The sequence below is a fragment of the Pseudomonas sp. WS 5071 genome, assembly GCF_012985765.1.
Lineage (GTDB): Bacteria > Pseudomonadota > Gammaproteobacteria > Pseudomonadales > Pseudomonadaceae > Aquipseudomonas > Aquipseudomonas lundensis_A.
The window spans coordinates 40,496-63,405 of record NZ_JAAQWY010000015.1 but is presented as its reverse complement, the minus strand read 5'-3'; the positions used below and the strand labels follow the sequence as shown (position 1 = coordinate 63,405).

General features: G+C 58.6%; 18 protein-coding genes. All 18 read right to left on the bottom strand.

Annotated features, from left to right (window positions below; translation table 11 throughout):
- On the bottom strand, nucleotides 1–441 hold the full coding sequence (gspG, locus tag HBN61_RS11325; protein WP_094993681.1) for a type II secretion system major pseudopilin GspG: 441 nt from the start codon (nucleotides 439–441) through the stop codon (nucleotides 1–3).
- Between the two features lie 3 nt (nucleotides 442–444).
- Complete coding sequence (gspF, locus tag HBN61_RS11320) at nucleotides 445–1,656, bottom strand: type II secretion system inner membrane protein GspF (RefSeq protein WP_170046795.1); 1,212 nt, start codon at nucleotides 1,654–1,656, stop codon at nucleotides 445–447.
- A gap of 2 nt (nucleotides 1,657–1,658) precedes the next feature.
- Nucleotides 1,659–3,131, bottom strand: coding sequence for a type II secretion system ATPase GspE (gspE, locus tag HBN61_RS11315; protein WP_169965869.1), 1,473 nt, complete (start codon nucleotides 3,129–3,131; stop codon nucleotides 1,659–1,661).
- Nucleotides 3,128–5,014: a type II secretion system secretin GspD gene (gene gspD, locus HBN61_RS11310; protein ID WP_170046794.1), complete on the bottom strand. Its 1,887-nt coding sequence runs from the start codon at nucleotides 5,012–5,014 to the stop codon at nucleotides 3,128–3,130. Before gspD ends, gspE begins: the two co-directional genes overlap by 4 nt.
- 9 nt (nucleotides 5,015–5,023) lie before the next feature.
- On the bottom strand, nucleotides 5,024–5,440 hold the full coding sequence (locus tag HBN61_RS11305) for a type II secretion system protein N (protein ID WP_094993685.1): 417 nt from the start codon (nucleotides 5,438–5,440) through the stop codon (nucleotides 5,024–5,026).
- Nucleotides 5,441–5,614: 174 nt separating this feature from the next.
- Nucleotides 5,615–6,127, bottom strand: a complete 513-nt coding sequence (locus HBN61_RS11300) for a cytochrome b/b6 domain-containing protein (protein ID WP_346266456.1) — start codon at nucleotides 6,125–6,127, stop codon at nucleotides 5,615–5,617.
- Nucleotides 6,128–6,229: 102 nt separating this feature from the next.
- Nucleotides 6,230–7,714 (bottom strand): N-acetylglucosamine-binding protein GbpA, encoded by a 1,485-nt coding sequence (gene gbpA, locus HBN61_RS11295; RefSeq protein WP_170046792.1) that lies wholly within the window; start codon nucleotides 7,712–7,714, stop codon nucleotides 6,230–6,232.
- A gap of 389 nt (nucleotides 7,715–8,103) precedes the next feature.
- Complete coding sequence (hemE, locus tag HBN61_RS11290) at nucleotides 8,104–9,171, bottom strand: uroporphyrinogen decarboxylase (RefSeq protein WP_047279886.1); 1,068 nt, start codon at nucleotides 9,169–9,171, stop codon at nucleotides 8,104–8,106.
- A 165-nt stretch (nucleotides 9,172–9,336) separates the two neighbouring features.
- Nucleotides 9,337–10,755: a glutamate synthase small subunit GltD family protein gene (locus HBN61_RS11285; RefSeq protein ID WP_169965861.1), complete on the bottom strand. Its 1,419-nt coding sequence runs from the start codon at nucleotides 10,753–10,755 to the stop codon at nucleotides 9,337–9,339.
- Nucleotides 10,756–10,788: 33 nt separating this feature from the next.
- On the bottom strand, nucleotides 10,789–15,237 hold the full coding sequence (gene gltB / locus HBN61_RS11280) for a glutamate synthase large subunit (RefSeq protein WP_170046791.1): 4,449 nt from the start codon (nucleotides 15,235–15,237) through the stop codon (nucleotides 10,789–10,791).
- Nucleotides 15,238–15,569: 332 nt separating this feature from the next.
- Entirely contained in the window at nucleotides 15,570–17,165 is a 1,596-nt protein-coding gene (locus tag HBN61_RS11275; protein ID WP_169965856.1) for an AAA family ATPase, read from the bottom strand.
- 10 nt (nucleotides 17,166–17,175) lie between these two features.
- Nucleotides 17,176–18,276: a 3-dehydroquinate synthase gene (gene aroB, locus HBN61_RS11270; RefSeq protein ID WP_094993691.1), complete on the bottom strand. Its 1,101-nt coding sequence runs from the start codon at nucleotides 18,274–18,276 to the stop codon at nucleotides 17,176–17,178.
- Nucleotides 18,277–18,424: 148 nt separating this feature from the next.
- On the bottom strand, nucleotides 18,425–18,943 hold the full coding sequence (aroK, locus tag HBN61_RS11265; protein ID WP_094993727.1) for a shikimate kinase AroK: 519 nt from the start codon (nucleotides 18,941–18,943) through the stop codon (nucleotides 18,425–18,427).
- Between the two features lie 4 nt (nucleotides 18,944–18,947).
- On the bottom strand, nucleotides 18,948–20,333 hold the full coding sequence (locus HBN61_RS11260; RefSeq protein ID WP_170046790.1) for a type IV pilus secretin PilQ: 1,386 nt from the start codon (nucleotides 20,331–20,333) through the stop codon (nucleotides 18,948–18,950).
- Nucleotides 20,334–20,345: 12 nt separating this feature from the next.
- Nucleotides 20,346–20,777, bottom strand: coding sequence for a pilus assembly protein PilP (locus HBN61_RS11255; protein WP_170046789.1), 432 nt, complete (start codon nucleotides 20,775–20,777; stop codon nucleotides 20,346–20,348).
- A 93-nt stretch (nucleotides 20,778–20,870) separates the two neighbouring features.
- Nucleotides 20,871–21,491, bottom strand: coding sequence for a type IV pilus inner membrane component PilO (gene pilO / locus HBN61_RS11250; protein ID WP_170046788.1), 621 nt, complete (start codon nucleotides 21,489–21,491; stop codon nucleotides 20,871–20,873).
- The gene (locus HBN61_RS11245; protein ID WP_094993695.1) at nucleotides 21,491–22,057 is read right to left on the bottom strand and encodes a PilN domain-containing protein; all 567 of its coding nucleotides are present in this window, start codon (nucleotides 22,055–22,057) and stop codon (nucleotides 21,491–21,493) included. The genes pilO and HBN61_RS11245 overlap by 1 nt, the downstream gene beginning before the upstream one ends.
- Nucleotides 22,057–22,740 (bottom strand): type IV pilus biogenesis protein PilM, encoded by a 684-nt coding sequence (gene pilM / locus HBN61_RS11240; protein ID WP_094993696.1) that lies wholly within the window; start codon nucleotides 22,738–22,740, stop codon nucleotides 22,057–22,059. Before pilM ends, HBN61_RS11245 begins: the two co-directional genes overlap by 1 nt.
- Nucleotides 22,741–22,910: the final 170 nt, after the last annotated feature.

The window sequence follows — 22,910 nt, the reverse complement described above, 5'->3', positions numbered from 1 at the left end:
TCACTCGCTCCAGTTACCAATGTCGGCTGCAAACCCTTCGCCGCCGGCGACGCCATCAGCGCCCAAGGAGAAGAGGTCGTAACCGGCCGAATGGGTGCCGGGGTTGGCATATTGATAGGGCGTGCCCCAAGGGTCGAGTGGCAGACTTTTCAGATAACCCTGAGGGTTCCAGTTTTTGGCCAGCGGTGTTCCGGACGGGCGGGCGCTCAACGCTTCGAGGCCTTGCTGGGTGGAGGGGTAGTTGAAGGTGTCCAGGCGGTACATTTCCAGCGCCGTGGAGATGGCCTGAATGTCTGTGCGTGCCGCCGTGACTTTGGCTTGATCCGGGCGGCTCATGAATTGCGGTACCACAATGGCGCCGAGCACGCCGATGATGACCACGACCACCATGATTTCGATCAGGGTGAAGCCGCGTTGAGTGGATTTGGAGGAGGCTTTCATCAGTCAGTTCACCAGTTGATTGAGGCTAAGAATGGGCAGCAAGATGGCCATGACGATCAATAAAACGACGCCGCCCATGAGCACCAGCATGATGGGCTCGAACAGGCTCACCACCAGGGCGATGCGGGCGGCGAGGGTTTTCTCCTGTTGTTCGGCGGCCCGGGCCAGCATGTTGTCCAGCTCACCGGCACGTTCACCGCTGGCGATCAGGTGCAGCATCATGGGCGGGATATCCCCGCTGCGTTCCAGACCCCGGGCCAGGGTCCCGCCTTCACGCACCGAACGGGCGACCTCGTGCAGGCGTTGGCGGATCGCCAGGTTGGCGATAACCGTGGCCGAGATTTCAAGCGCATCCACCAACGGCACGGCACTTTTGCCCAAGATCGACAAGGTACTGGCAAAGCGCGCCGCTTCCATTGCCCGCAGTACGCCGCCCACCACAGGCGCATTGAGCAGCAGCCCATGCCAGCGCACGGTCAGCCGGGGCTGGCGCAAGGCCCAGCGTGCGGCACCCGCCCCCACGATCACGAGGATCAGTAATAGCCAGCCGTAGCTGCGCAAGCCTGTGCTCAGGGCAATCATGGCCTGGGTGAGCACGGGCAGGGCCTGGCCGCTGTTGACGAAAATTTTCACGACATCCGGCACGACATAGCCCAGCAAAAATCCGACGATGGCCAGGGACGCGAACAACAAGATCATCGGGTACACCAGCGCCAGCTGGATCTTCTGGCGCGCGGCATGACGTGCTTCGGTGTAGTCGGCCAATTGTTCAAGCACGTGCCCCAAATGACCGCTGCGTTCACCCGCCGCGACGGTGGTGCAGAACAGCTCGGGGAATGCACGGGGGAACCCCGACAGCGCGGTGGCCAGCGAATGGCCTTCCAGGACACGGCTGCGCACCGCTGCCAGCAAGCTGCCGACCTTGCGCTTGTCGGTTTGCGCAGCGACGGCCAGCAAGGCCTCTTCAAGGGGCAGGCCGGCATGAACCAGCGTCGACAATTGACGGGTCAACAGGGCCAGACCGGGCACGCCCAGCCGCGTACCGGCCTGCCCGAAACGCCCCGCCGTCCGGCCGCCGCGGGCCTCGCTCACCTGCAGCGGACGCAAGCCACGTTCGCGCAAGCACTGCCGCGCATGCCGTGCACTGTCCGCGTGCTGCTGGCCCCGGCACGTGCGGCCATTGGCATCCTGCGCGTGATAGTCGAAAGCAGGCATGCTCAGTCTTCCTGGGTGACGCGTAGCAGTTCATCAAGGCTGGTGAGGCCTTCGAGTACCCGCCGTTGACCATCCTGAAACAAGCTCAGCGAGCCCCCGCGCGCTTCGCGCGTTAACTGCGCCTCGCTGGCGCCCTGATGAATCAGGCCCGCCAACGCCGGGGTCACCCGCACTAACTCGTAAATCCCGATACGCCCCCGATACCCTTGTTGGCAATGGTCACAGCCATGAGCCCGATACAGGGTCACGGCCGCCTGCGGATCAAGCCCCAGCCGTGTACACACAGCCGGGTCGGCGGTGTACGGCACCTTGCATGCGGGGCACAAAGTGCGCAGCAGACGCTGGGCCAACACCCCGACCAGCGATGAGGCCAGCAAAAACGCATCGACGCCCATGTCGACCAGTCGGGTAACGGCCCCGATGGCGCTGTTGGTGTGCAGGGTCGATAACACGAGGTGCCCGGTCAGTGAGGCCTGTACGGCAATGTCGGCGGTTTCCCGGTCACGGATTTCGCCGACCATGACCACATCCGGGTCCTGACGCAAAATCGCCCGCAAGCCGCGAGCAAAGGTCATGTCGACCTTGGTGTTGACCGGCGTCTGGCCAATGCCCGGCACGTGATACTCCACAGGGTCTTCAACGGTCAGGATGTTGCGCGAAGCGTGATTGAGATGGCTCAGGGCGGCATACAGGCTGGTGGTTTTGCCCGAGCCGGTCGGCCCCGTCACCAGGAAAATCCCGTGGGGACGGGCCAGCACCTGCTCAAAGCAGGCAAGCGTATCGGCGGGCATGCCCAGGCATTGGAGGTCCAGTCGGCCCGCCTGTTTGTCGAGCAATCGCATCACGACCCGTTCGCCGTGGGACGAAGGCAAGGTCGAGACGCGTACATCCACTTCATGACCGGCCAGGCGCAAACTGATACGGCCATCTTGCGGGACGCGCTTTTCAGCGATGTCCAGCCGGGCCATAACTTTGATGCGCGACACCAGTAAATTGGCCAGTTCACGCTTTGGCCTGAGCACTTCGCGCAGTTGACCATCAATGCGCATGCGCACCGACAGGTAATGTTCAAACGTTTCGAGGTGCACGTCGGAAGCTTTCTCACGCATGGCTTCGCGCAGCAACGCGTTGATCAGACGGATGATCGGGGCGTCCCCTTCCTGCTCCAGCAAGTCGGCAGTTTGCGGCACCTGTTCGGCCACGCTCATCAGGTCCAGCTCACTGTCCAGGCCAAGCGCGACTTGCTCGGCGGCGCTCTGACCTGCGCTGTAGGTACTGGCCAGCGCGGTATTGAACTCGGCGTCCGACACCCGCTTGAGCACCAGCGCTGTGGCGACCTTGCGCCGCACTTCGGCCACTACGCTCAACGGGGTGTCACTGCGCATCAACAGTGTGGCCGGGGTGCTAGCCGCCTCCAGTACGACGCCAAAACGCCGCGCAAAACTGAACGGCAAACGTGGAGTGGATTCGCTCATGGCTGGGCAGGCGTCGACAGGTTGCCGTCAAACAGCTGTTGCGGATCGCGGGGCAGCAGCAACGTGTTGTTGGCTTTGGCTTCAGGCTGGCTGAGTGAGCGCAACGCGTCGTAGCTCTTTTGGCTCAGGCCGTGAATGTCTTCCTTGCTGCGCACGATGGTCGGGCGCAGGAAGACCATCAAATTGGTTTTAGTCTGGGTGTCTTTGTTCCAGCGAAACAGCGCCCCCAGATACGGGATGCTGCGCAAGAGCGGTACGCCGCTGACTTGGGTGCGCACGCTGTCTTTAATCAGACCGCCGATCACGATGATTTCACCGTCCTCGGCCAGGATGGTGCTCTTGAGTTTCCGCTTGTTGGTGATCAGGTCGCTGGAACCTTCGAGCGAAGGGGCAAGCTCGGAACTCTCTTGCTCGACTTCCAGGCGCAATGAAGAACCGTCATTGATGTGCGGCTTGATCTTGAGGCTGATGCCGATGTCTTGACGGGTGAAGTTGGTGACCGGGGTTTGCGAACCCTCGCTGGGCGGAACGTAGCTGCTGGTCTTGAAGGGTACGTTTTGCCCGACCAGAATTTCGGCTTCCTGATTGTCCAGGGTAAGCAGGCTCGGGGTGGACAACACATTGTTGTTGGCATCGCTGGCCAGTGCAGAAATCAAGGCATTAAACCGATCGCTGCCGATCTGCAAGACCGCCCCTTCAGGCAACTGCGCGTTGCTATCGGAGAGTTGGCCGATTTGAATATTGGTCCCCGGGAAGGTGATCGCGCCTTGACCAGCGCCGGTGTTCACGCCCCATTGCACGCCAAGGGTTTTGGTAATGTCGCCAGAGATTTCAACAATGGCGGCATGGATCAAGACCTGTGAGCGAGGCTGATCGAGTTGTTTGACGATGGCCTCCAGCGAACGCACCTGTGCCGGGTCGGCCATGATGACCAGTGCGTTCTGGCTGATATCAGCCGCCACCATTGCTTCGCGTTGAGTCACAGCGGGTGTCGCGCCCCCCAGCGGAGCATTTTGCTGTACGCCCTGCCCGACAGCCGCCAACACCTCGGCCAGCTGTTTCGCATCGCTGTGACGCAGACGAATCACGCGTGCATTTTCTTGCTTGATTGTGGCGGGCTTATCCAGCGAGTGGGCCAGGGTATTCAAGCGCATGCGCACCGGCTCCGTGCCGATAATCACCAGACGATTGGAACTGCTGTCAGCAATCACTTGACCGCCACCGGTGTTCTTTTTGTCGAGGGTTTTCTCGATCACGCCCGCAATGTCGCTGGCCAGGCCATGGCGCAGCTCAATAACCGAATGCCCGAACTGCCCGCCGGCGTCCAGTTGTCTGGCCAACTGGGCAATACGCTCGATATTGCTCGCCGTGTCAGTGACGATCAGCGCATTGGCTGATGTCGAAGGCCCGACATAGCCATTGTTAGACACAAGTGGCCGCAGCAACCCGGACAAATCGGCGGCGACGCTGGTGTTCAATTCAATAACTTGGGTAACAAATTCCTCATTCAGCGCTTGCCGGGTGTCGGCAGTGCTGGCCCGGGTTTTGGCGTCAGCTGCCGGAATTATCAATAAACGCTCACCCTGATCGACCACGGCAAAGCCTTGGGCCTCCAGCACCGCGTAGAACAAGTTGCGCACGCCTTCACGATTGAGTGGCTGATCAGAGATCACAGTAATGCGCCCCTGGACACGCGGGTCGAGCACAACCGTAGCGCCCAGCACACTGGACATTTGCTGTACCACATCGCGTAACTCGGCGTCTTTCATCGCCAGTTGCCACGATTGCTCTTGAGCGAGCGTCGTGCTTGCGAAAAAAAGCGCGGTGCAAAGCGTGCTACGCAGTAAGAAGCGGCCGATGCCGAACCTGTCTGGCCTGTTCATGGTGAGTCTCTAAGGTTGTTCGGCAACGGGCCGCAAATAAGTGGAAGCGGGCTGCGCCTTGGGGGCATCAGCACGTGTGACCGGCAGCAGGTACTGCCCGGCGGATTCGAGAACCAGGCTTTCTTCCCGGCCATTGCGCCAAAGCACCACGCGGGACACTTCAATACGGCGTAAAACACTGCCGCCCGGCAAGCGTTCGCCCACCCCGTAGAAACGAGCCTCGTTGGCACCCGCCAATAGCGCACGGGACTGTCCCTCGCTGGAAACCAGGCTCGCGCGCAGCGTCAGGGCCTCGGCGCTACGCACAGCTGCGCCTTGTGGTGCAAAGCCCAGTACCGTCGCGATGGCATCCGGGCTGAACGCAACCGGTGTCAAAGGGGCGGCGGCTTCAAGAGGTTTCAAAACGATCAGGTCGGGTAATGACATGCGATACGACCACTCTTGCCAGAGATGCCAGCCTCCTGCACTCAAAGGCAACGCTACCAGACAAGCCCTCAGGACCAGCCGAAAGGAACGGGTAAAAACGAATGCTGAACTACCCAACGTTGACCGTCCGCATGCTGTATGAGCTGTCATTGATGTGTCGACACGTGGAAAGGCTTAGGAAAACATGCCCTTGAGAATCAATTTGCCAGCAAGTTGATGCTTGATGACCGCCGCGACATGCACGACCAGCAGCAGCGCCAATACGTAACAGCCCCAGGTATGAGAAAAGGAAAACCATCCACGTAGTTGCAGGTCTGTTATTACGGCAGGCAGGTAAAACAGGCCGAATATATCGATCTCGCGATTCATCATCAGAAATCCCGAGACGATGACGACGCAGGTCGTTAAATACATCAGGTTGTGAACAAGAAACGCCGCATAACGCATGGCATCTCCTGATCTGAAAACATCGGCGTACCCTTGACCGAACGATAAATACATTCGAAAAAAGAACACAGGAGCAAACAGGGTGGCCAACGCGACATTAAAAGTACTGATGGCACCTTTAACGTCTACGGAACGGGATATCAACGCCGCGTAATACCCCGACGACATCAACCACGCACTAATAATCATCGAAATAGCATGTAACCATTTCTGTAAATATGAATACGTCGAATGATTCACAGCGTCAGCCTCGAAAATTTAAAAAAATTCTCGCTCTCTTTCATCTTAATCGCGAATAAGAAGACCAGGCCGCCTTGTAAAACGGCCCGGTCTTCAACCGCTTTACTTCAGTTCCGTCCAGGCATCAGCCCAATTCGATCCGACACCCGGCTCAAAGCCATTGGCCGTCTTCGAATACTGAGAGCAATACCCGGAGAAAGGGAAAGGCTTGCACTCGTAGACCTTATTGGTTCGTGGATGCAACACTTTAATCCCTGCCTTGTAGTCCTTCATACCTTCAGGGAATACAGCATCGAAGTCGTGCTCGGCGCCATCGCCCGTCAGGTTAAGGGACTTGGCTTCCTGGAAGTTTTCACGACCGTCCTGGCTGCTGGCGATCAACTTCAAGGTATGCACGCCCGGTGCGCTAATCACAGGGACAATGACTTGTTCGGTGGATGCATTCAGGGTCTGTTTGACGGTGCCGACGGATTTGTTGTTGGCATCGTAAACGGTGGCATCAACGTTGATATCCTTGTTGGTCATCAATGTGAAGCCTACATTGCCTTTGCCTTTTTCCAGCGCATACTCCGGTTTAACGTCATGCACATGCATGTACGCAGCAGGGTCCGGAACCATGGTGGTCAGCATTTGATAGCTGGTCACGCCCGTTTCCGGTTTAACGTAGAAGATGTTGGTGCCCTTGATCGGTTCAATGTTGCCTTCAGCATTACGAATGCCTGCACGCACCGATTTGTCAGCCGCATTGATTGCCTGAGCCAATTTGAGCGACCAGTTTTGCGGCTTGCCTTCTTCAACCGAATCGATGCCTACCGAGAAACTGTACTCAGCGCTTTCGGAGCTCCCGGTAAACGCACGAGCCTTGACCGAATCACCTGGCAACAGTGCCTGGGTTGGGGCCAGCTCACTGACACGCTTCCAGCCATCAGGGTCGGGCTCGTGCTCGGCTTCGGCCGTGACATTCACGTCAACAACGTCGTAGAACGATGCGCCGGTGTCATCAACTGTCCAGGCACCCAAGATGATGTGATGGCCGCTACGATCGCCCGGAATGGTGCACGCGTGCTTCTGCTTGATCTGGCCATTGCCACCCGCCGCACCTTCGATCGGCACAGCGCCGCCGCCCTCTACGCTGCAGAACGGCGTCAGCTCGAAGGCATCACGGGTCAGCGGCAGGTTGGGGTTCCAGCCGGTTTTGGTAATGAAGTATTCCCACTTGGTGGTTTTGTGGGCCGCTGTGAAAAACCAGCTGAACTCGGTATTGCGGTCGCTGATTTCGGTCAAATGCCAGCGATCCGGGGACTGGGCATCCATCGCTGCAAACATGGCGTTTTCGCCACTGGCAATCTTGCCATCAGCCGGGCCCAATGCCGGAAAGCCTTTAGGCGCTTCGCCAACGGTTTGAGGCTCATATTCGGCGGGGCCGCAGTTTGCATTCAGCTTTTGCTTGCAGGCGTAAGCGCGGGAAGGCGGGCTGTCCATATAGCCATGCGCCGCTACTTGCTGCGATGCAAACATCGCCGCCATCAGCGTTAACGAAGAAACGCAGCCGGTCAACGTCAAAGACCTGGAGCGTGAAGACATCATATTAAATCCCCTCTTAATTATTATTAAGACAAAAAATGGCGCGCATATATTCAATGCACGACCACGAATAACTCAACACGATGAACATTTACCGCTCAAAACCAAAACTACATAACACAAAGAAAATTCCTTCAATATTTTCCTTAATTGCAGTTTAAGTTCAGTCAACACCTACCCGAGAGGTGGGAGATTTTACCGTCTTACAACGATTAATCTGTAAGCGGTCACGCTATTTCAAGTAGGAAAAGTCTTAGGCTTTGAAGTTTTTAATCCATGACTTTAATGCAATCAGCGCTATTTATATGTACGCCCACATCGGCACTGCATTCCAAAGTCACCACTAACAAAAATGCCCGGCATTAGCCGGGCATTGGAAGTTAGCGAAATACTTAAACGTGGTATTGCGCCGAGAACTCGTGCACTGCGCTGATAAAGGCGCCAGCGTGTTCGGGTTTCACTTCAGGCGTGATGCCATGACCGAGGTTGAACACGTGCCCAGAACCCTTGCCGTAGCTGGCCAGAATACGTTTGACTTCAGTGCGGATGGCTTCCGGGTTGGCGTACAGCACGGTCGGGTCCATGTTGCCCTGCAAGGCAACTTTGTTGCCAACGCGACGGCGGGCTTCGCCCAGGTCGCAGGTCCAGTCCAGACCCAATGCGTCCGCACCTGCGTCGGCAATGCTTTCGAGCCACAGGCCGCCGTTTTTGGTGAACAGGATGACCGGCACTTTACGGCCTTCATGTTCACGGATCAGGCCGCTGACGATTTTGCGCATGTAGGCCAGGGAGAACTCCTGATAGGCCGCCGAGGACAGGTTGCCGCCCCACGTGTCGAAGATCTGCACCGCTTGTGCGCCCGCCAGGATCTGGCCGTTAAGGTACGACGTCACCGACTGCGCCAGCTTGTCGAGCAGCAAATGCATCGCTTGAGGGGTGTCGTAGAGCATGGCTTTGGTTTTGCGGAAGTCTTTGGACGAGCCGCCTTCGACCATGTAGGTGGCCAGCGTCCACGGGCTACCGGAGAAACCGATCAGTGGCACGCGGCCGTTGAGTTCCTTGCGGATGGTGCTGACCGCGTTCATTACGTAACCGAGGTCTTTTTGCGGGTCCGGAATCGGCAAAGCTTCGATGTCGGCCAGGGTGCTGACCACCTTTTTGAAGCGTGGGCCTTCGCCAGTTTCAAAATACAACCCCTGCCCCATGGCATCCGGAATGGTCAGAATGTCGGAGAACAGGATCGCCGCATCAAGCTGCGGGAAGCGGTCCAGAGGCTGCATGGTGACTTCGCACGCGAACTCGGCGTTCTTGCACAGGCTCATGAAATCACCGGCCTTGGCGCGGCTGGCACGGTATTCCGGCAAGTAGCGACCGGCCTGACGCATCATCCACACAGGCGTTACGTCAACGGGTTGCTTGAGCAAAGCGCGAAGGAAACGGTCATTCTTGAGATCAGTCATGTCAGCATCCGGAAAAAAAGTGCGGGCATTTTCTCAGAGACGGACACAAAAGGCACGGCAAGAGCCGTGCCTTTTATCTATCGAGGCGATTTGACGCGCAAGGGCGAGCACTTTTCCCTCAACCCGCGCCCTCTCCCGCAGAGAAAGGGGCAGGTGAATGCCGGGTCAGACGCCCAGGTAATCCAGAATCCCTTCGGCCGCTGTACGGCCCTCAAAGATTGCGGTCACTACGAGGTCTGATCCACGCACCATGTCACCACCGGCGAAGATCTTCGGGTGGCTGGTCTGGTGTTTGAACGACGACTGCTCGGGCGCAATGACGCGGCCCTGGCTGTCGGTCTGGATGTCGAATTGTTCAAACCACTGTGCCGGGCTCGGGCGAAATCCGAACGCGATGATCACGGCATCCGCCGGGATGATCTCTTCAGAACCCGGAATCGGCTCAGGGCTGCGGCGCCCACGGGCATCAGGCTCACCCAGACGCGTTTCGACCACTTTCACGCCTTCCACCCGACCTTCGCCCACAATGGCAATTGGCTGACGGTTGTAGAGGAACTTCACGCCTTCTTCCTTGGCGTTTTTCACCTCTTTACGCGAACCCGGCATGTTGGCTTCGTCACGACGGTACGCACAGGTCACGGACTTGGCGCCTTGGCGGATGGAGGTGCGGTTGCAGTCCATGGCCGTGTCACCGCCCCCGAGAACCACGATCCTTTTGCCTTTCATGTCGACGAAATCGTCCGGCGACTTTTCAAAGCCCAGGTTGCGGTTGACGTTGGCAATCAGGAAGTCCAGCGCATCGTGCACGCCTGGCAGGTCTTCACCGGCAAAGCCACCTTTCATGTAGGTGTAGGTGCCCATGCCCATGAAGACCGCGTCGTACTCGTCCAGCAGCTGTTGCATGCTGATGTCTTTGCCGATTTCGGTGTTGAGGCGGAACTCGATCCCCATGCCGGTAAAGACTTCACGGCGGTGGCTGAGCACGGTTTTTTCGAGTTTGAACTCGGGAATACCGAAGGTCAGCAGACCGCCGATTTCCGGGTTCTTGTCAAAAACCACCGGGGTTACGCCGCCACGTACCAATACGTCAGCGCAGCCCAGGCCCGCAGGCCCGGCGCCAATAATGGCTACGCGCTTGCCGGTGGGCACGACCTTGGACATGTCCGGGCGCCAGCCCATGGCGAAAGCGGTGTCGGTGATGTACTTCTCGACCGAACCGATGGTCACTGCGCCAAAACCGTCGTTTAGGGTGCAGGCCCCCTCGCACAGACGGTCTTGCGGGCACACCCGGCCGCACACTTCAGGGAGGGTGTTGGTCTGGTGCGACAGCTCGGCGGCGGCGAGGATGTTGCCCTCGGCCACCAGTTTGAGCCAGTTGGGAATGAAGTTATGCACAGGGCATTTCCATTCACAGTACGGGTTACCGCAACCCAGGCAACGGTGAGCCTGCTCGGCTGACTGCTGGGGTTTGAACGGTTCGTAGATTTCCACGAACTCTTTTTTGCGTTGACGTAACAGTTTCTTCTTCGGATCTTTGCGCCCGACATCGATGAACTGGAAGTCGTTACTCAGACGTTCAGCCATGGTTAAAACCTCATCACACTCTTCAGGCGCATATCACTGCGGGTTGGCACGGATGCTGGAAAGCAACGATTTCAAGCTGGCAGCCTTGGGCTTGACCATCCAGAAACGACGCAGGTAATCATCAAGGTTTTCCGAGAGGTTGCGGCCCCACTCGCTGTCGGTTTCCTCGACGTATTCGTCCAGCACGTGTTGCAGGTGGTTGCGGTAGGCTTCCATCGCTTCGCCGCTGATGCGCTGGATTTCAACCAGCTCGTGGTTCACCCGGTCAACGAACGTGTTGTCCTGATCCAGCACGTAGGCGAAACCGCCGGTCATGCCCGAACCGAAGTTGTAACCGGTTTTGCCCAGTACGCAGACAAAGCCGCCCGTCATGTATTCGCAGCAATGGTCGCCCGTGCCTTCCACAACGGTGTGGGCGCCCGAGTTGCGCACAGCGAAACGCTCGCCCGCCGTACCAGCGGCAAACAACTTGCCGCCCGTGGCGCCGTACAGGCAGGTGTTGCCGATGATCGCACTGTCCTGGGTTTTGTAGACGCTGCCAGTCGGCGGCACGATTACCAGCTTGCCGCCAGTCATTCCTTTGCCTACGTAGTCGTTGGCGTCGCCTTGCAGGTAGAGGTTCAAACCACCGGCGTTCCACACACCAAAGCTCTGACCTGCCGTCCCTTTGAAGCGGAACGTGATCGGTGCCTTGGCCATGCCCTGATTGCCATGGGTACGGGCGATTTCACCGGAGATCCGCGCGCCAATCGAACGGTCGCAGTTGCAGATATCGAGTTCAAACTCGGCACCGCTCAGGTCGTTGATCGCCGGGCGTGCCATGTCGAGCATTTTCTCGGCCAGCAGGCCTTTGTCGAACGGCGGGTTGCGGTCCACCTCGCAGAACTGCGGCTTGTCGGCAGGCACGTGGTCGCTGCCCAGCAACGGGGTCAGGTCGAGGTGATGCTGCTTGGCGGTTTCGCCCGGCAGGATGTCCAGCAGGTCGGTACGACCGATCAACTGTTCAAGGCTGCTCACGCCGAGCTTGGCAAGCCACTCGCGGGTTTCTTCGGCCACATAGGTGAAGAAATTGACCACCATGTCGACAGTGCCGATGTAGTGGTTTTTACGCAGGGATTCGTTCTGCGTCGCCACACCCGTGGCGCAGTTGTTCAAGTGGCAGATTCGCAGGTATTTGCAGCCCAGGGCGATCATTGGCGCGGTGCCGAAGCCGAAGCTTTCAGCACCCAGGATTGCCGCTTTGATCACATCGAGGCCGGTTTTCAGGCCGCCGTCGGTTTGTACCCGCACTTTGCCGCGCAGGTCGTTGCCGCGCAGGGTCTGGTGGGTTTCAGCCAGCCCCAGTTCCCACGGTGCGCCCGCGTATTTGATGGAGGTCAGCGGCGAAGCACCGGTGCCGCCGTCATAACCGGAAATGGTGATCAGGTCGGCATAGGCCTTGGCCACACCGGCTGCAATCGTGCCGACCCCGGCTTCCGCCACCAACTTGACCGAGACCAGCGCTTTGGGATTGACCTGCTTGAGGTCAAAGATCAGCTGCGACAAGTCTTCGATCGAATAGATGTCGTGGTGCGGCGGAGGCGAAATCAAGGTCACGCCCGGTACGGCATAACGCAGCTTGGCGATCAGGCCATTGACCTTGCCGCCCGGCAGTTGCCCGCCCTCACCCGGTTTGGCGCCCTGGGCTACCTTGATTTGCAGCACTTCGGCGTTGACCAGATATTCCGGCGTGACACCGAAACGGCCAGTGGCCACTTGCTTGATTTTCGAGCTCTTGATCGTGCCGTACCGCGCCGGGTCCTCACCGCCTTCACCGGAGTTGGAACGTGCGCCCAACCGGTTCATGGCTTCAGCCAACGCTTCGTGCGCCTCGGGCGACAATGCGCCCAGCGAGATACCGGCAGAGTCGAAACGCTTGAGGATGGATTCCAGCGGTTCAATCTCTTCGATGGCCAGCGGCGTATCGAGTGTTTTGACCTGCAACAGGTCGCGGATCATCGACACCGGGCGCTTGTCGACCAGTGACGTGTATTCCTTGAACTTGTTGTAGTCGCCCTGCTGCACAGCGGCTTGCAGGGTAGCAACCACGTCCGGGTTGTAGGCGTGGTATTCGCCGCCATGCACGTATTTGAGCAGCCCGCCTTGCTGGATCGGCTTACGCGCGCTCCAGGCTTCGGCGGCCAGCAGTTTTTGCTCGGCTTCAAGGTCGACAAAACGTGCACCCTTAAGGCGGCTCGGCACGCCACGGAAGCTCAGCTCGCAGATTTCTTCAGACAAGCCGATGGCTTCGAACAACTGCGCGCCGCGGTACGACGCGATGGTCGAAATACCCATCTTCGAAAGGATTTTGAGCAGGCCTTTGGTGATGCCTTTGCGGTAGTTCTTGAACACCTCGTAAAGGTCGCCCAACACTTCGCCTGTGCGGATCAGATCGCCCAGTACTTCGTAGGCCAAAAACGGATACACCGCCGACGCACCAAAGCCGATCAGCACCGCAAAGTGATGCGGGTCACGGGCGGTCGCGGTTTCGACCAGGATGTTGCTGTCACACCGCAGGCCTTTTTCTGTCAAGCGGTGGTGAACCGCGCCGACCGCCAGCGAAGCGTGAACCGGCAACTTGCCTGGCGCGATATGACGGTCACTGAGGACAATTTGCGTACGGCCCGCGCGGGCAGCCTCTTCGGCCTGATCCGCGATGTTGCGCACAGCCGCTTCGAGCCCGAGGCTCTCGTCGTAATTGAGGTCGATGATCTGACGCTCAAAGCCCGGCAGGTCGAGGTTCATCAACGAGCGCCATTTGGCAGGCGAGATGACCGGCGAGCTGAGGATCACGCGCGAGGCGTGTTCAGGGGATTCCTGGAAAATGTTGCGCTCTGCACCCAGGCAGATTTCCAGCGACATGACGATGGCTTCGCGCAGCGGGTCAATGGGCGGGTTGGTGACCTGCGCAAATTGCTGGCGGAAGTAGTCGTACGGCGTACGCACGCGCTGGGACAGCACGGCCATTGGCGTGTCATCGCCCATGGAGCCGACCGCTTCGTAGCCCTGCTCGCCCAGTGGGCGCAGCACCTGATCGCGTTCTTCGAACGTGACCTGATACATCTTCATGTATTGCTTGAGCTGATCGACGTCGTAGAACGCCGAACCGTGGTCGTGGTCATCGATGGTGGCCTGGATGCGCAGGGCATTCTTGCGCAGCCATTGCTTATACGGATGACGCGACTTCAGGCGGTTGTCGATGGCGTCGGTGTCCAGCACCTGACCGGTTTCGGTGTCGACAGCCAGAATCTGGCCCGGCCCTACGCGGCCTTTGGCGATCACGTCTTCAGGCTGGTAGTTCCACACGCCGATTTCCGAGGCGATGGTGATGTAGCCGTTGGTGGTCGTGACCCAGCGCGCCGGGCGCAGGCCGTTGCGGTCGAGCAGGCAGACGGCGTAGCGGCCGTCGGTCATCACCACACCTGCCGGGCCGTCCCACGGCTCCATGTGCATGGAGTTGTACTCATAGAACGCCCGCAGGTCGGGGTCCATGGTTTCTACGTTTTGCCAGGCAGGCGGAATCAGCATGCGCACGCCACGGAACAGGTCGATGCCGCCGGTGACCATCAATTCCAGCATGTTGTCCATGCTTGAGGAGTCAGAGCCCACGCGGTTAACCAGCGGGCCGAGTTCGTCCAGATCACCGATCAGGTCGTTGGCAAACTTGGTGCGACGGGCCAATGCCCAGTTGCGGTTGCCCGTGATGGTGTTGATCTCGCCGTTATGGGCGAGAAAGCGGAACGGCTGGGCCAGCGGCCATTTCGGTAAGGTGTTGGTGGAGAAGCGCTGGTGAAACACACAGATGGCGGTTTGCAGGCGCTCGTCACTGAGGTCCGGATAAAAGGCGGTGAGGTCCGCCGGCATCATCAGGCCTTTATAAATGATGGTCTTGTGGGAAAAACTGCAGATGTAATGGTCGGTGTCGGCAGCATTGGTTACTGACGAACGACGACGTGCGCTGAACAACTTGATCGCCATGTCCTGATCGCTCAGGCCTTCACCGGCGATGAACACCTGTTCAATCTGCGGCAAACGCTCCAGCGCCAGACGACCCAGCACGCTGGTGTCGATGGGCACCTTGCGCCAGCCCACCAATTGCAGGCCGGCCGCAAGGATTTCGCGGTTCATGTTGTTGCGGGCCGCTTCGGCCTTGATCGGGTCCTGGTTGAAAAACACCATGCCGACCGCGTATTGCTTGGGCAAATCGCTGCCGAACTGTTGCTTGGCGACTGCACGCAAGAACAGATCAGGTTTTTGAATCAGCAGGCCACAACCGTCGCCGGTCTTGCCGTCTGCGTTGATCCCACCGCGGTGGGTCATGCAGGTCAGTGCCTCAATGGCTGTTTGTAGAAGGGTATGACTGGGTTCGCCCTGCATGTGGGCAATCAGGCCGAAACCACAGTTATCCTTGAATTCGTCGGGGTGGTACAGACCTGCTTTCATAGACACTTTCTCACCAGGCTGCCCCAAAAAGGGGCAAATTTCTTTTTAATTCAACCACTTGCTTCCCGCGCTGAACGTACGCCAGCTTGGCAGGGGCAAAAGGGTGGTCATTCTACACACCGCCAGAAACGCCCACAAATTAAGCGGCGATTAACCGTAAATTCGTGTCGCATTTGTGAAAGGTTTAAAGAGATTACTTGTGCTAGTCAAAACATTTTTGATGTTGACCGCCACAAGGCGCAGACACCACAAGGCACACGGCCAAAAAGCCGCATGCTCAAGCAGGAATGTTAGGTGTGAAGCACGGCGACCTGGGTAAGGTCGCCGGAGCATCAGCGAGCTGCTGCCAGTTCTTGTTGGACGCTGGCGACAGTGCGAGGCCAAGGTTTACCAGCCTGAATCTTCGCTGGCAAGTTCTTGATGGCGGCAGTGGCCGCGGCGTGGCTTGGGAAATTGCCGTAGGTCACGACATACAACGGTTTGCCGTTAAGCATTTTTTTGAAGTAGCGCGATTCACCGCCCACTTCTTTGACGACATTTTGCGCAGAGGCTTCAGAGCTGGTGCCGACGATCTGCACCACATAGTTGCCCGCTGGCTGGCTGGAGTACCAGCTGCTGCCCGGTGCGGCCTTGGCCAGGGTGACGGGTTTATCTGCCGGTTTGGCTGCGGGTTTGGCCACAGGCGCAGGGGTTGGCTTGGCAGCCGGGGTCGGGGCGGGGGTCGGCTTGGCCGCAGCCACTGGCGCTTGCTGTACCGGACGTGGTGCCGGAGCAGGTGCCGGCACGGGCTCAGCGCCCGCAGGAACGCCGACAGGTGGTGCCGTGGTGGTCACGGTAGGTGGCACATCAGCGCCCCCTTCAACCGCAGGCACGCCACCGTCATCGCCTTCAGAAATACCACCGGCCGCCTCGGCCAGCGGACCGCGCATCACCGGCTGCGACTGACCGACCAGCGGCAGCGGCATGGGCTGCGAAGAACCGGCGAAATCTACCGACGGGTTAGCGCCAGCATTCGGCGCGGCTTGCCCCAGCGGCAACTGGGCCTGTTCAGCATTTGGGGTGGTCGGCGTTTTGCCGCGACCCGGAATCAGGATGGCAGCGGCGACGGCCACTACCACTACGGCACCAATGGCCAATACGTGTTTTTTCGGCATGTTGAACCCCATACTTGGACGCTTGACCGCAGTGCGGCTGGCAATCATGGCTTCGATCATTGCATCGCGGGCAACCTGGTTGATGTTCCCAGGCCAGCCGTCGGAGCTCTCGTGAATATCTGAGATCTGTTGCGCGCTCAAGAGTTCGATTCCGGCCCCGGCGCCTTCAAGACGCTGCGCCAGGTATTCGCGGGTCTCTTCTTCGCTATACGGCTGCAATTCGATGACGTGGAAGCGCTCTTCGTCCGCGCTGAGCTGCTCAAGACCGGCGATCATCGAAGGCTCGCCAAACAGGAACACATGCGGTCGGCCTTCAGGCGTCCCGGCCGCCAGCGCCAGCAGGGCTTCGAGCGCCGAGTCGTCAAGCTGCTCGGCATCATCGATCAGCAAGTAAACTTCCTGGCCGGTCAGGGCCAGTTGCACCACTTGCGCCAGAATTGAGCCGATGTCGGGGTTGGCGACATTCAGGGTTTGCGCAATCTGGCGCATCACACCGGCCGCATCACCGGCGCCACGCGCTGAAACCACGACACTTTGCACCGACTGTTTGTTGGTGCTGGCGACCAGCGCCTGACGCAACAACGTCTTGCCGCTGCCTTCAGGCCCGGTGACTACCAGCAGCAGCTGGCTGTAACGGGCGAGGTGGTGCAACTGCCCCAGCACCGGCTTGCGCTGGGCCGGGAAGAACTTGAACCCTGGCACCCGTGGAGCAAAGGGGTCGTGGTTGAGTTGAAAGTGACCGAGAAACGCCTCGTCGGCATGCAAACTAGTCATCGGGATCTTATTAACCTTTGAGCTGAGCCAGCGCGCGGTAATCCGCACCCAGCGTGGCCTGTAGAACCTCTTGTGGATAATCGTCGGTCACTGTGGCTTCGCCCATGCGGCGTAACAGCACCAGGCGCAAGCGGCCGTCGATCACTTTTTTATCTATTGCCATGTGTTCCATGAAATCGGCAGGCGTCATCTCGGTGGGCGGCACCACCGGCAGACCCGCACGCTGGAACAGGCGAATGCCACGGTCACGTTCGGCCTCGGTGATCCAGCCCAGACGCGCCGACATCTCCAGCGCCATCACCGTGCCAGCCGCCACAGCCTCTCCATGCAACCATACCCCGTAGCCCATGTGGGTTTCGATGGCATGGCCAAAGGTGTGGCCCAGGTTGAGGGTGGCGCGCACGCCCGACTCACGTTCATCGGCACCCACCACGGCGGCCTTGGCTGCGCAGGAACGCTGAATGGCCGTGGTCAGCGCGGCCTGATCCAGGGCGCGCAAGGCGTCAACGTTTTCTTCCAGCCAGGTCAGAAAAGGCTCGTCGCAAATCAGGCCGTACTTGATCACTTCCGCCAGCCCTGCCGACAGTTCGCGTGCTGGCAAGGTGTTCAGGCTGGTGGTGTCGATGAGTACCAGATTTGGCTGGTAAAACGCGCCCACCATGTTTTTGCCCAGCGGGTGATTGATGCCGGTTTTGCCGCCTACGGACGAATCCACTTGCGACAGCAAAGTGGTCGGCACCTGAATGAAGTCGACCCCGCGCTGGTAACACGATGCGGCAAAACCGGCCATGTCACCGATCACGCCACCACCCAGTGCAATGACCGTGGTGCGCCGATCATGGCGCGCCGTGAGCAAGCCATTGAAAATCAGCTGCAGGGTTTCCCAATTTTTGAATGATTCGCCATCGGGAAGAATGATCGGCAGCACCGAATAAGCCGCCAGGCTGCGGGTCAGACGCTCGAGATACAGAGGCGCTACGGTTTCGTTGGTCACAATTGCCACCTGGCGCCCGGCGATGTGCGGCGCCAGCAGCTCAGGCTGATCCAATAAACCCTCGCCAATATGAATCGGGTAGCTGCGCTCGCCTAGATCAACCTTCAGTGTCTGCATGAATCCCCGCATTGAAAAAGGACGGCTGGCGCCCTGTTTCGCAATTATCAAGTGTTGGCAGCGCCGGTGGGGACGCTGCCCAGTAGCTTTGGGTCATACCGCTTGCGGGCAGGACCGGCGCCGAGGATAGCGCATTTTGTACCAAGCTTTAACGAGGAGGAAGCTGGGCCAGACGCTCCAAAATGTCCAAAACCACCATCCGCGGCGGCCGTTCATCGGTTTCGACCACCACATCGGCGATTTCACGATAAAGCGGATCACGAATGGCCAGCAGATCGCGCAGGATTTTCTCCGGATTCGCATTGCGCAACAGGGGGCGATTACGATCGCGCGACGTACGCGCCACCTGCTGCTCGATGGAAGCATGCAGATACACCACGCGCCCACCTGCATGCAGGAACTTACGGTTTTCAGGCCGCATCACGGCCCCGCCCCCAGTTGCGAGCACAATGCCATCTTCATGGCACAACGCTTTAATCATGGCCGTCTCACGATCACGAAACCCCGCCTCACCTTCTTTATCGAAGATCCACGGGATATTCGTGCCGGTGCGCAGTTCGATTTCCTTGTCGGAATCTTTGAACGGCAGCCGCAGTTCCTTGGCCAGCAAACGTCCAATGGTGCTTTTACCCGCGCCCATCGGCCCAACAAGAATCAAATTTCGCACAGAATCAATGACTCGCAGCAATCGCCAGGTCGTTCATGATACGCGGAGTCAAGAACACCAGCAGCTCGGATTTTTTTTCGAGGACAAGGTCCCGACGGAAAAGTCGGCCAACATACGGCAGATCGCCCAAAAATGGCACTTTATCTACCACGTTGCTTTGCGTATTTGAGAACACGCCCCCAATCACGATGGTTTCTCCGTCTTTGACCAGCACCCTCCCGCGCACTTCGTTCTTCTTGATGGGCGGTACGTTGTTGACCATGTTCATGTAGTCCGGCTCGTCTTTTGTCACCACCACCTGCATGAGGATGCTGTTGTCCGGTGTGATCTGCGGGGTCACTTCCAGTGACAGCGAGGCTTCTTTGAACGACACGGAGGTGGCGCCGCTGGAGGTGGATTCCTGATAGGGAATTTCAGTGCCCTTCAGAATTTTTGCGGTCTCCTTGTCAGAAGTAACCACCTTGGGCTGCGAGATGATTTCGCCATTGCCCGTCTTTTCCATGGCGCTCAATTCGAGGTCCAGCAAGACATTGTTGGTGATGAAAGCGATGCCCAACCCTGAGGTGTGATTGGCAACGCCCAAGTCAACGAACGGTGCGCTGACTTCAGCGGCGCCCTCTACAACGGGCTTGTTGATGCCTCCTGCTTTCCAATTGCCCGCATTACGAATCTCGCCACCCCATCGCACGCCCAGTTTCTTTTCAAAATCTACCCCTGCTTCGACAATACGCGCCTCAATCATCACCTGACGCATGGGTACATCCAGTTGCGCCACGATGCGCCGTAGTTCGCCGAGCCGCTCGGCAGTCTGGAACGCGATGATGTGGTTAGTGCGCTCATCCACAGTGATCGAGCCTTGCCCTTCCACGCCTGAGGCATGGCCGGTCGCAGACTGAAACAGCTTGGCGATGTCCGCAGCCTTGGCGTGATTGACCTGCACCACCTCCCGACGCAAGGGGGCAAGGTCGGCTATCTGGTTACGTGCCTCCAGCGCCTGACGCGCCTGGGCGGCTATTTCATCCGCTGGCGCAATCAACATCACATTGCCTTCCATGCGTTTATCCAGGCCTTTGCTTTTGAGTACCAGGTCCAGCGCCTGATCCCAGGGCACGTCTTGCAGGTTGAGCGTGACATTGCCTTCAACGCCATCGCTGACCACCAGGTTGAACCGGGTAAAGTCCGCAAGAATCTGCAGCACCGTGCGCACTTCAATGTCCAGAAAGTTGAGCGACAGCAGGTCGCCCTCGTAGGTTTGAGCCTTGGCCTGCTCAGGCTGAACAACCCAAGGCGTCGACGCATCAGGGAGTATCAAAGGCGCACTGGCCAACACTGCCTGTGAATTCAGCGCACTCCATAGCGCCAGTCCACAGACCGGGAAAATCCTTTTCATGGTTTATTTCCGTTAAGACTGCTGTTTCAAAGGAATCGTCAGGGTTCTTTCCAGCCAACCGCCCCGACCATCAGAAATCACTTCAAACACTTCAACGTGCTGCGGGTTAAGCGCGACAATCCGGCCGTTATGACGACCCAAATAGTCACCGGACTGCAAACGATGCACGACACCCTTGGCGCGTAACAGGACGTTGTCCTGATACAGGTCCGACAGGGTGCCAACCATCTCGAACTGCTCAAGATCAATGTCTTCCAAAACGCTTTTGCTGCGTCCCTCATGGTCACTGTGGTCTGCATCACTCACCTGCCAGCGAGCCCCTTCCACCCCGAACGCCCCCTGAAAAGGGCTGCGCAGTGCAGTGGCTTCGTAGATAAACGCTCGGTGCTGCACACGGGTTGGCAGGGGGGGGCACGGGAATGCCATCAATGGCTTGAAGCGCATGCAGTTCACGCTCCAGCGTCTCAATACCCTGCGGATTGTCGCAACCCGCGAGGCTTGCCAGCGCACCGGCCAGCACACATCGATACATCACTCTCACGGGATCAGTCCTTGATCATTGGCGCGATAGGTTTTGGCCAGTAACGTCATGCGCAATGGGCCATTCGCTGCCGGGGTGGCTGCCGTCAGGGTGAAATCATGCACGGTGACGATCCGGGGTAAATCCGCAATACCACTGAGAAAAACCCCAAGGTCGTGATACCCGCCCACCACCATCAATTGCAGGGGAAGTTCGCTATAAACGGGTTGTAGTGTTTCAGGCAGCCACTGGATCTGTTCGATGATCAGGCCGCTGTTCTGGGCGAGCCGGGACACTTCGTCCAGCAAACCCGGCACTTGGGATTGACGCGGCAGTTGCCGCATTACATCGTCGAAGGCCACTTGTAGCGCTTCAAGATGCCGGTGATGGTCAACCAGTGACGCAGCCTCACGGGCACGGGTCGCCAATTGAGCAGTGAGTTCGGGCTCGGCATTGCGCTGCTCATGGAACCGGGCCAGCCCCGGCTTCAGCCAGAGCCCATACCCCGTCAGCAGAAGCAGCGCCACGAGACCCGCTGCCACGACTGCTTTACGCCGGGGCGACCACATCCCGGCGTGTTTGAGATTCAATTCTTGCAGGTCAAAAGTACGCAGGCTCTCCAGCCATTGCGCGCCCATCAAAACTGCCCGCCATCATGGCCGTTTTGGGATTGCAGCACGGTCATCTGAAATAACCGTGCCTGGCTGTCCCCCTGCCCATCTTTGGCCCGCACCTCAATCAGCGTGGGAGCCTCCAGCCAATGGGAGGCGTCCAGATTGCGCATCAACTCGGCAACCAGTGCAGTGGACTGCGCCACCCCCGTAATCGCAATGGTGCGTTCGACCATCTTCACGTCGGTGAAATACACACCTTCCGGCAAACTGCGCGCCAGTTGATCGAACACGATGCTGCTGCCGGAGCGATTGCCTTGCAGTGTTTCGATGGTTTGCATGCGCTCCAACAATTGCTCACGGCGCACTTTTAACTGATCGATCTGCTGCGCACGTCCATCCAGTTGGACCATTGAACTTCGGATCAGATCATTACGCGCCAACTGTCGCTCCACAGCGCGGTCGACGAAATGATCCAGCACAAACAACCCGGCAGCCGTCACCACCAGCAACGCCACCAGCATGCCCACATACCTTTTGCGACGCTTTTCGCGCAGCCACTCACGCCATGGCAACAAATTGATTCGCGCCATCAATCGAACCCCCTCAAGGCCAGACCACAGGCTGTCAACAGCTGCGCAGCATCGCAGAAGAGCGCTTCGGGTGCGAGGCGAGGATTCACGTTCACCCCGGCAAGCGGGTTGTCAGGCTGATAACCGGGCAAGCCACTCAACCATTGCACGCCCCGGGCATGGGCGTGATCGCGCACCTCAATGACCTTCGCCTGCAAGCCGGCACCCGCCAGCACCGATTGATGCCATTCAAGCGCTTGCTGGCGGCACACAGCCAGCAACACGCTGATGCGGTGCGGGTTCTCGAGTGAAGGCCCCAGCACTTGGAAATCAAGTGCGGCGTCATCAAGGTCATACGGAACGTACTGTTCGGCCTCAAGGCGCACATGCAGTTCGAGGTCCTGCTCGCTCAGGCCCGGTTCCACCTCGATGATTTTGCAAATCACCTGCGTGTCGGGCATTGATATCGCAGCGCTGCGTGCCTGTATGCCCGCTTTGTTCAACGCGATAGACACAACCTGCGCGACACTTTTTGCCGTAAGACCTGTCAGATCGTGCAACGGCATGACTGGCAAGGGCTCCATGGCATAGGCTTCAAGCTGATAGCCACTGCGTGAGCGGCTTAATTCGACGATATTGATCGAGTCTGGTCCAACCTCGACACCCGCGTAACGCTGAGGTTTTTTTGTGAACAATCCGGGCACAGCTATTTTCCCTAATGCAATCCGTGGCTTACGGAGGGTGAAAAATGAGATCCGTTCATAATCCGTTCCGACATGAGGTCCCTGACGCCCATGACCGAAAAATGCTTATAATGCCGGGCGTTTTTTTCCGCATTGTCGACCCGGCGCGCCTGCGCACAACCCTGACGTGC

Coding starts and splice junctions, on each gene's coding strand:
- gspG (WP_094993681.1), bottom strand. CDS start 441: ATGAAAGCCTCCTCCAAATCCACTCAACGCGGCTTCACCCTGATCGAA.
- gspF (WP_170046795.1), bottom strand. CDS start 1,656: ATGCCTGCTTTCGACTATCACGCGCAGGATGCCAATGGCCGCACGTGC.
- gspE (WP_169965869.1), bottom strand. CDS start 3,131: ATGAGCGAATCCACTCCACGTTTGCCGTTCAGTTTTGCGCGGCGTTTT.
- gspD (WP_170046794.1), bottom strand. CDS start 5,014: ATGAACAGGCCAGACAGGTTCGGCATCGGCCGCTTCTTACTGCGTAGC.
- HBN61_RS11305 (WP_094993685.1), bottom strand. CDS start 5,440: ATGTCATTACCCGACCTGATCGTTTTGAAACCTCTTGAAGCCGCCGCC.
- gbpA (WP_170046792.1), bottom strand. CDS start 7,714: ATGATGTCTTCACGCTCCAGGTCTTTGACGTTGACCGGCTGCGTTTCT.
- hemE (WP_047279886.1), bottom strand. CDS start 9,171: ATGACTGATCTCAAGAATGACCGTTTCCTTCGCGCTTTGCTCAAGCAA.
- HBN61_RS11285 (WP_169965861.1), bottom strand. CDS start 10,755: ATGGCTGAACGTCTGAGTAACGACTTCCAGTTCATCGATGTCGGGCGC.
- gltB (WP_170046791.1), bottom strand. CDS start 15,237: ATGAAAGCAGGTCTGTACCACCCCGACGAATTCAAGGATAACTGTGGT.
- HBN61_RS11275 (WP_169965856.1), bottom strand. CDS start 17,165: ATGACTAGTTTGCATGCCGACGAGGCGTTTCTCGGTCACTTTCAACTC.
- aroB (WP_094993691.1), bottom strand. CDS start 18,276: ATGCAGACACTGAAGGTTGATCTAGGCGAGCGCAGCTACCCGATTCAT.
- HBN61_RS11260 (WP_170046790.1), bottom strand. CDS start 20,333: ATGAAAAGGATTTTCCCGGTCTGTGGACTGGCGCTATGGAGTGCGCTG.
- HBN61_RS11255 (WP_170046789.1), bottom strand. CDS start 20,777: ATGCGCTTCAAGCCATTGATGGCATTCCCGTGCCCCCCCCTGCCAACC.
- pilO (WP_170046788.1), bottom strand. CDS start 21,491: ATGGGCGCGCAATGGCTGGAGAGCCTGCGTACTTTTGACCTGCAAGAA.
- HBN61_RS11245 (WP_094993695.1), bottom strand. CDS start 22,057: ATGGCGCGAATCAATTTGTTGCCATGGCGTGAGTGGCTGCGCGAAAAG.